This is a genomic window from Methylobacterium sp. J-077 (assembly GCF_022829365.1).
GTDB lineage: Bacteria > Pseudomonadota > Alphaproteobacteria > Rhizobiales > Beijerinckiaceae > Methylobacterium.
Genome location: NZ_JAKSYJ010000056.1, coordinates 20,541 through 28,620 on the forward strand (window position 1 = coordinate 20,541; position 8,080 = coordinate 28,620).

Genomic DNA, 8,080 nt, shown 5'->3' on the forward strand with positions numbered 1-8,080 from the left:
AGGGCTCTCGTCCGTCGACGCCCGGAAACGGGCCTTCGCAGATGATGCGCGCCTCGGGCGCCGACACGTAATGCTACACCAGGGCCTCCGCGAGGATGTCCGGTTGGGCCGCCGAGAAGCCGAAGTGGAGTAGGAACTTCGCCTTCGAGCCGCCTTTCGGATGAGCCGGATCGAGCAGGTAGCCGACGATCTTCTCGCCCTGGATGCGCAGGCCGAGGAGTGCCGGCAGGCCTGCACGGCGCGTGGCGGCCAGTGAGTCTCAGATCGATCGGCAGCACCGTGGCGAGGGCACCCGCCGGCTCCGGGAACTCGACGACGAAGGCTTCGCCGCCCTTCCAGACCCCGACGATGGTCGCTTCGGAACCGGCGGGAAACGTATCGCCGTCATCGGTCACGACCGGGACAAGCACGGCAACATCGTCGAGATCCCGAAGCGCGGCTCCGGGATCCTCTTGTCGCGGCAGGTACGAGAAGCCGACCGACATCGTCTGAGATTGGCGGCGGCGTGGGCTTGTGCAAGTCGATGGCTGCGGCACAGCGGGGGGCGGCTTCAGGCCGAGGGCCAGCCGCCCACGCCCCGCGTCCGGCGACGCGAATCGCGCCGCCTCACCAGCAGGTCGATGGCATCGTGCCGTCCCGGCACGGCCGCGTCCGCGACGTCCTGCGGAGTCAGGCCGATATCCTTCAACTCTCGCTCGGACAGGGTCGAGAGCCGGTGCAGGACGCGCCGGTTCATCGCCGCGCGCGACAGGCCGGCCCGCACCTCCGCGGCGGCCTCGGCGATCGCCCGGACGGACCGGGCGAGCCAGGACGGGCGGCCTGCGGCATGGGCGGTCTCGGGGAGGCACTGGTCCATGATTCGATCCTCCGTCTGTCCGGAACCCGGCGATCTTGTCCCCGTGGGACTGGCGGCGACAGGAACAGTTCGGTACGATTTGGAAGAATTGTCCGGTCAGAAAGGCAGTACGGATGCAGGTCGTGCCCAAAGCCGCCGGGACGCGCGTCGAGACCGTGGCCGGCGAGATCCGCGAGCGGATCGCGGCGCGCCACCTCGTGCCCGGAATCCGGATCCCGTCGGTGCGGGCCTTCGCGGAATCCATGGGCGTGTCGAAATCGACCGTGGTGGAGGCCTATGACCGGTTGGCCGCCGAGGGCACCCTGGTGGCGCGGCCGGGCTCGGGCTTCTACGTCGCCGGCAAGACCCGGCCGCTCTCGCTCCAGGCGATGGGGCCCCGGCTTGACCGGATCGTCGACCCGCTCTGGATCACCCGCCAGGCGCAACAGGCCGGCGCGGACCAGCTCAAGCCCGGGGCGGGCTGGCTGCCGGATTCCTGGATGCCGCACGAGGCGATCCGGCGCGGCCTGCGCCGGGTGGCGCGGGCGGATCTGGCCGAGATGACCAATTACGACCGGCCGCTCGGCTACGAGCCCCTGCGGATCCAGATCGCCCGCAAGATCGCCGAGAAGGGTGTCGGCGCCGAGCCGGACCAGATCGTGCTGGTGGAATCCGCGACCCAGGCCCTCGACCTGGTCTGCCGGTTCCTGCTCCAGCCCGGCGACACCGTGCTGGTGGACGATCCCTGCTACTTCAACTTCCTGGCGCTGCTGCGGGCGCAAAGGGTCTCGGTGGTCGGCGTGCCGCTGACCCCGGAGGGGCCGGACCTGCGAGCCCTCGGCACCCTGCTCGAACGGCACCGGCCGCGCTTCTACCTGACCAACGCGGCGCTCCAGAACCCGACCGGCGCGAGCCTCGCCCCGGCCATCGCCCATAGGCTGCTGAAGCTGTGCGAGGCGCACGACACCCTGATCGTCGAGGACGAGATTTTTGGCGACTTGGAGCCCGAGCCGGCCCCCCGGCTCGCGGGGTTCGACGGGCTGGAGCGGGTGATCCAGATCGGCAGCTTCTCCAAAACCCTGTCGGCGGCGGCGCGCTGCGGCTGGATCGCGCTTCGGGCCGACTGGGTCGAGCCCCTGGTCGATCTGAAGCTCGCGCTCAGCCTCGGCAACGGCCACGTCACGGCGGCTTTGGTGCACAGCCTGATCACCGAGGGCTGCTATCGCCGCCACCTCGCCGAGACCAAGCGGCGGCTCGCCGGCGCGATGGTCCAGGCCTCCGCCGAGCTCGGCGCCTGCGGCCTGGAACCCTGGGCGCAGCCCCGGGGCGGGTTCTTCCTGTGGATGCGCCTGCCGGACGGGCGCGACGGCGCCGAGGTGGCGCGCCGGGCCCTGGCGCAGGGCATGGTCCTGGCGCCGGGCACGGCCTTCAGCCTGTCCGACGATTGGAACGGCTACATGCGCTTCAACGTCGCCCACTGCACCGACCCGCGCATCCGGCCGATTTTGCGGGCGGCGCTGGCCTGACCGGCCTCACGCCGGCAGGGTCAGCTCTGCCTTCAACCCCCCCAGCTCCGAGCGCCCGAGGGTCAACCCGCCGCCGTAGAGCTCGGCGAGTTCGAGGGTGATCGGCAGCCCGAAGCCGTGGCCCGGCACGCCCTCGTCGAGGCGGCGCCCGCGGGTCATGACCGCTTCGGCGGCCGCGCCGTCGAGGCCGGGCCCATCATCCTCGACCCGCACCGCGATTCCGCTCGCCTGGCTGGAAGCCGCGACCCGGACCCGGGTGCGGCACCAGCGGCAGGCATTGTCGACCAAGTTGCCGAGCATCTCGTCGAGATCCTGGCCCTCGCAGGGCACCGAGAGGTCGTCCGGTACGGCGCAATCGATCGCCACGCCCTTCTCGGCGTAGAGGCGCACCAGCGCGTCGCGCAGGTCCGAGACCCGGGGCGCCAGGGGTGTGCGCCCCCGGGCCGAGCCGGCGAGCGCTGCGGCGCGAGCCCGGCGCAGGTGGTGGCGCACCCGCCGGTCCATGTCGTCGACCTGCAGGCGCAGCGCCCCGCCCGGGTCGCGGGCGGGCTCCGCCAGGGCCATCGACAGGGTCGCCAGGGGCGTCTTGAGCGCGTGCGCGAGGTTGGCGACGTGGCCGCGGGCCCGCTCCAGGTTCTGGGCGTTCTGGTCGAGCAGCGCGTTGAGTTCCGCCACCAGCGGCTTGATCTCGGCGGGCTGGTCCTCCGGCACCCGGTCCCGGCGTCCGGCCCGCACCGAAGCGAGGTCGGCCCGCAGGCGCCGCAACGGCGCCAGCCCGAGGCGCACCTGCAGCGCCAGCCCGGCGATCAGGCAGAGGCCGAGCACCCCGAGGGCCAGGGCCAGGCTGGTCAGGGCCTCGCGCAACGGCCCGTACAGGGCGGCCCGGGGCGCCGCCGCGACGATCGTGGCGGGAGGCGTGCCCGGCACGGTCAGCACGCGCAGGATCAACCGCTCCCCGTGCGGCCCAGCGCCGTCCGCAGGGTGCGGGCGATCGGGTTCGTCATCGGGACCCGGCTCGGTGATGGTGATGTGGCCGCCCCGCAGGGAGCCCGAGCAGAAGGTCTCGGACCCGCGGCGCACCTCCCAGGCCCAGCCCGGCCCGTCCCGGTCGAAGGGCGGCGCGTCGAGGGTCTGGGACAGCAGCCCTGCTTCCAGCCCGGCCCGCAGGGCGACGATCTGGGCGTCGAGATGCCCCTCGATCTGCCCCCGGACGAACCGGTGCAGGATCACCCCGATGGCGAGCCCGGCCACCACCAGCGCCACCAGCACCAGCGCAAGGGCCGCCGCCAACAGGCGGGTCCGCAGGGATCGGTGCGGCGGCGAGGGGCGTTTCTTCGGCGGCGGCATCAGGCCGGATCCGCGTGCAGGCGGTAGCCGTGGCCGCGCACGCTCTCGATCCGGGCCGGGGCGATCTTCCGGCGCAGGCGGGTGATGATCACTTCCACGGAATTCGAATCGACATCCGCGTCGCCCTCGTAGACCCGCTCGATCAGGTGCGGGCGGGGCACCACCGCGTCGCGGTTCAGCATCAGGCAGGACAGGACCCGCCATTCGAGGCCGGTGAGCTTGAGCGGCAGGCCCTCGTGCTCGAAGGCGCCGAGGCCGGTGTCGAAGCTCAGGGGGCCGCAGGCGATCCGGCTGGCGCCGCCGCCCTGTGAGCGGCGCACCAGGACGCGCAGGCGGATCACCAGCTCCTCCACCCGCACCGGCTTGACCAGGTAATCGTCCGCCCCGGCCTTGAAGGCCGCGACCTTGTCGCTCCAGCCGTCCCGGGCGGTGAGCACCAGCACCGGCAGGGTCCGCCCGGCCGCCCGCCAGGCCCGCAGCACCGAGACGCCGTCGCCCTTGGGCAGGCCGAGATCGAGCACCACCGCGTCGTAGCCCTCGGTCTCGCCGAGATGCTGCGCGTCCTCGCCGGTGGCGGCCCGGTCGAGGACGAAGTTCTCCGCGCGCAGGACCTTGGCCAGCGCGTCGGCGAGCGCCGCGTCGTCCTCCACCAGCAGGATCTTCAAAACTCCGCCCTCCCCGTGCCTCGGCCGCCGGAAATCACAACGCCGCGGGAAGTTAGGGCCGTCTTCTCACGCTGCCCATCGATCCGGCCTCCCGGATCGGCCGGCGCTGCCAAGTCCTTGATCGCCCGCGCGTCTCGGCCATAGGCGGGCGGCTTTAACCGGGGCTGAACCGGGCGGTTCAGACCGGATTTGCGGGGGCGCCTTACGAAGGGCCACGGACCGATCGGGTCCCGAACCTTCAAGAGGACGACACGGATGAGCGACGACAAGAAAACCATCGACGGCACCGCCCGGGAGATCCGCGAGCCGGCCCCCGCCACCAAGACAGCCAAAAGAATCCCTGCGCGGACCTGGGTCGTGGCCGCGATCGCCGCGCCCCTGGCGCTGGGCGCCGCCGGCCTGTCCCTGGCGCAGGGCAACGCCTTCCAGCCGACCCCGGTCGATCCGGTGGCGATCCAGGCGCTGGCCCCGTCGAGCGCAACCGCCATCAAGGGCGAGGTCGCCGAGATTTTCGGCAACAAGTTCGTCGTCCAAGACCCGACCGGCCGGGCGCTGGTCGAGACCGGTCCCGCCGGCGAGGGCGGCAATCTCGTCGCCAAGGGCGAGGCCGTGACCGTGCAGGGCCGGTTCGAGACCGGGTTCCTGCATGCCAGCGTGCTGACCCACGGCGACGGCCGCAAGGTGGTGATCGGCCCCGCCGGCGGCCCGCCGACCGGCAGCCTCGACTGGGCCAAGGACAGGCTCGGCCTCGGGCCGACCCCGGACGTGCCGGCCCTGACCGCCGCCGTCCAGGCCGCCGGCTACGGCGACGTGCGGGTGACCGGCCGCGGCCCGCGCCATCTCGAAGTGGCGGCCAAGGACCGCGACGGGCGCGAGCACCAGCTCCATGTCGGCTTCGACGGCCAGGTCCGCGAGCGGCCGGTCCCGGGCGCCCGGCTCTGACGGGGTGATGCAACCGTTTCGGCCCTGCCGCGTCCTCCTGTCACTCACCCGGACAGGAGGCGCACCGTGGAACCGATGAAGCCGATGGAACCCATGAAGCCCATGGAACCGATGAAGCCGATGAAGGGCATGGAGCCGTTCTGGCCGAAGGACCTGGGCGACCCCTCGACCAGCGGCTCCCAGAACGGGATGAAATACGCGTTCTTCCCGGACAAGCACCGGCTCGTGATCGAGCGCGACGGCCAGGTCTCGACCTACGACAGCGGCGACCACCGGATCGGCGGCGTCTCGCAATCGGACGGCAGCACCAAGTCGCTGACCTTCTCCAGCCAGAACGGCGACGTGGATCTGGGCTCGCTGAAGAAGCTCGACTGACGGTCCATGTCGGTTTGAGGTCGCGGACGGAGCGCGACAGGCCCCCTCTCCCGAGCGGGAGAGGGTTGGGGTGAGGGATCAAGCTTTTGCGGAGAAGTCGCACCCCTCACCCTGTCCCTCTCCCGCAAAGGAGAGGGGACCCGCGCCGCATCCTTATGCGCGGGCCCGTGCGTGGCTGCGCCAGCCGTCGGCGCATCGCGCGTCGAGGAGCGGCCGAACGACTGATTCAAACGGTTTCAGGATAAGGGGGGTGATAGGAGGTCTGTGGTCTCGAACCACCCAACCGCCCCCGGCCACCTTCCCCTCCGGCGCCGAGCCCTCTAAGCCCGGCCCGGCCATGCGAGCCCTCCCACCGATCCGTCCGAAACCATGCGCGCGCTGATCGATCTCGTCCGCATCATGCGTGCACGCGATCGGCGGCGGCTGGCGCTGATCGCGCTGGGCCTCGCGGTCGCGGCCCTGCTGGAGGTGGTCGGCGTCGCCGCAGTGATCCCGTTCCTGACCCTGGTCGGCGACCCCTCGGCGGCCACCCGGGTGCCGTACCTGGCCCAGGCGCGCGACGCCCTCGGGTTGACCGACGCGCGCAGCTTCCTGCTGGTGACCGGCGGGGCGGCGCTGCTGGCGATCCTGACCACCGCGGTGGTCAATGCCGGGCTGACCTACGCGCAGCTGCTGTTCACGCATCTGGCCGGCTACGGCTTCAGCCGGCGGCTGCTGTTCCGCTACCTCGACCGGGAGCGGCTGTTCTTCGCCCAGGCCAACAGCGCCGAACTCGCCAAGAACGTCCTGTCCGAGACCGACCGGCTGGTGGTCGGCGTGCTGACCCCGGCCACCGTGCTGGCCTCCCGGGCGACCTCGGCGCTCGCCGTGATCGCGTTCCTGCTGGCCTACGCGCCGCAGCTCGCCCTGATCCTCGGGGGCGGCTTCGGCGGCCTCTATGTCGGGATCTACCTGATCATGCGGGCCCGGCTCGCCCGGCTCGGCGGCCGCTCGGTGGCCGACAACGAGGCCCGGTTCCGGATCGTGCAGGAGACCTTCGGGGCGCTCACGGAACTGAAGCTCTACGGCCGGGCCGAGACCTTCGCCGGCCGGTTCGACGCCCCGGCCCGGGCCTACGCGGTCGCCACGGCGGCGAGCCTGCTCACCGGCCAGATGCCGCGCTTCGTCATCGAGGCCCTGGCCTTCGGCGGGGTGATCGTGGTCGTGCTGTTCGCCCTGGCTCAGGGGCTCGACGTCGCCGGGATCCTGCCGTTGCTGGGCCTGTTCGCCTTCGCGGGCTACCGGATGCTGCCGGCCTTCCAGAACATTTTTACCTCCGTCTCGCTGATGCGGTTCTACAGCCCGGTGGTGCGGGTGATCGTCGAGGAACTCGCCGACGAGCGCAGCCCCATCCGCCGCACCGGCGAGCGCCTGCCCTTCGCCCAAGAAATCCGGCTGGAAGGGATCGGCTTCGCTTACGGCACCGGCCGGCCGGCGCTGGCCGACATCGACCTGACCATCCCGGTCAACACCACGGTGGGGCTCGCCGGCCGCACCGGCGCGGGCAAGTCGACCCTGGCCGGCCTGCTGCTGGGAGTGCTCACCCCGGGCACGGGCCGGATCATGGTGGACGGGCGGGTGCTCGACGCAAGCACCCTCCCCGCCTGGCAGAACCGCATCGGCTACGTCCCGCAGGAGGTCTTTCTTGTGGACGGCACGGTCGCCGAGAACATCGCGCTGGGCCTCGACGCGCCGGACCTCGCCGCCGTCGAGCGCGCGGCCCGGCTCGCCGGCGCCCACGATTTCGTGGCCGCCCTGCCCCGGGGCTACGGCGAGCGCGTCGGCGAGCGCGGGGCGCGGCTTTCCGGCGGCCAGCGCCAGCGCATCGGCATCGCCCGGGCGCTCTACCACGACCCGGACGTGATCGTGTTCGACGAGGCGACCTCGGCGCTCGACGACGAGACGCAAGCCGCGGTGATGCGCGCCCTGCGGGCGCTCTCGGGCCGACGCACCCTGATCCTGATCGCCCACCGGCTCTCCACCCTGGAGGGCGCCGACGCGGTCCACGTGCTGGAGGCGGGCCGCCTCGTCGCCTCCGGGCCGCCGGAGACGATCCTGCCGGGGCTGGGGGCGGTGGCGTGAGGGGCGGCGGGGACCTCTTCCCCGCAAAGACGAAATCCGACGCCCACGACCGTTCGGTGGAGGCTCTTTTCAGAATTTGAGAGTGTCTGTTTTCGGCCTCTCCGATTTAGCGGTGGCGAATGACCGGAATGGGTGGTTTCGCGACGGTCCGCTTTTGGGCGATAGTTGGCGGAAGCGGACACCGTCGTTGCACCCGGTCCCGACTCATTGCAGACGCTCAGCACGATGCCAGGATGGCCCCACGCGGGGGGCTGGACGATGCCGACCAT

8 protein-coding genes are annotated in these 8,080 nt (G+C 71.9%); 4 read left to right on the plus strand and 4 right to left on the minus strand.

What is annotated here, in order from left to right; translation table 11 throughout:
- Positions 1 to 73: 73 nt before the first annotated feature.
- Together MKL11_RS33515 and MKL11_RS03385 are read right to left on the minus strand one after the other, a co-directional pair.
- Complete coding sequence (locus MKL11_RS33515) at positions 74 to 205, minus strand: DUF6883 domain-containing protein (RefSeq protein ID WP_409565804.1); 132 nt, start codon at positions 203 to 205, stop codon at positions 74 to 76.
- Positions 206 to 550: 345 nt separating this feature from the next.
- Positions 551 to 856, minus strand: a complete 306-nt coding sequence (locus MKL11_RS03385) for a DUF1127 domain-containing protein (RefSeq protein ID WP_243940287.1) — start codon at positions 854 to 856, stop codon at positions 551 to 553.
- A gap of 113 nt (positions 857 to 969) precedes the next feature.
- Between MKL11_RS03385 and MKL11_RS03390 the strand changes: the two genes are divergently transcribed.
- Complete coding sequence (locus tag MKL11_RS03390; protein WP_243940289.1) at positions 970 to 2,361, plus strand: PLP-dependent aminotransferase family protein; 1,392 nt, start codon at positions 970 to 972, stop codon at positions 2,359 to 2,361.
- Positions 2,362 to 2,367: 6 nt separating this feature from the next.
- Here the strand turns inward: MKL11_RS03390 and MKL11_RS03395 are convergent, their stop codons facing one another.
- Positions 2,368 to 3,708, minus strand: coding sequence for a sensor histidine kinase (locus MKL11_RS03395; RefSeq protein WP_243940291.1), 1,341 nt, complete (start codon positions 3,706 to 3,708; stop codon positions 2,368 to 2,370).
- The gene (locus MKL11_RS03400; RefSeq protein ID WP_243940293.1) at positions 3,708 to 4,373 is read right to left on the minus strand and encodes a response regulator transcription factor; all 666 of its coding nucleotides are present in this window, start codon (positions 4,371 to 4,373) and stop codon (positions 3,708 to 3,710) included. The genes MKL11_RS03395 and MKL11_RS03400 overlap by 1 nt, the downstream gene beginning before the upstream one ends.
- A gap of 255 nt (positions 4,374 to 4,628) precedes the next feature.
- Between MKL11_RS03400 and MKL11_RS03405 the strand changes: the two genes are divergently transcribed.
- The 3 genes from MKL11_RS03405 to MKL11_RS03415 all read left to right on the plus strand — a co-directional run bounded on the left by MKL11_RS03405 (position 4,629) and on the right by MKL11_RS03415 (position 7,811).
- On the plus strand, positions 4,629 to 5,315 hold the full coding sequence (locus MKL11_RS03405; RefSeq protein ID WP_243940295.1) for a DNA-binding protein: 687 nt from the start codon (positions 4,629 to 4,631) through the stop codon (positions 5,313 to 5,315).
- Between the two features lie 84 nt (positions 5,316 to 5,399).
- Positions 5,400 to 5,690: a hypothetical protein gene (locus MKL11_RS03410; RefSeq protein ID WP_243940299.1), complete on the plus strand. Its 291-nt coding sequence runs from the start codon at positions 5,400 to 5,402 to the stop codon at positions 5,688 to 5,690.
- Positions 5,691 to 6,059: 369 nt separating this feature from the next.
- The gene (locus MKL11_RS03415; protein ID WP_243940297.1) at positions 6,060 to 7,811 is read left to right on the plus strand and encodes an ABC transporter ATP-binding protein; all 1,752 of its coding nucleotides are present in this window, start codon (positions 6,060 to 6,062) and stop codon (positions 7,809 to 7,811) included.
- Positions 7,812 to 8,080: the final 269 nt, after the last annotated feature.

Coding starts and splice junctions, on each gene's coding strand:
- MKL11_RS03385 (WP_243940287.1), bottom strand. CDS start 856: ATGGACCAGTGCCTCCCCGAGACCGCCCATGCCGCAGGCCGCCCGTCC.
- MKL11_RS03405 (WP_243940295.1), top strand. CDS start 4,629: ATGAGCGACGACAAGAAAACCATCGACGGCACCGCCCGGGAGATCCGC.
- MKL11_RS03390 (WP_243940289.1), top strand. CDS start 970: ATGCAGGTCGTGCCCAAAGCCGCCGGGACGCGCGTCGAGACCGTGGCC.
- MKL11_RS03410 (WP_243940299.1), top strand. CDS start 5,400: ATGGAACCCATGAAGCCCATGGAACCGATGAAGCCGATGAAGGGCATG.
- MKL11_RS03415 (WP_243940297.1), top strand. CDS start 6,060: ATGCGCGCGCTGATCGATCTCGTCCGCATCATGCGTGCACGCGATCGG.
- MKL11_RS03395 (WP_243940291.1), bottom strand. CDS start 3,708: ATGCCGCCGCCGAAGAAACGCCCCTCGCCGCCGCACCGATCCCTGCGG.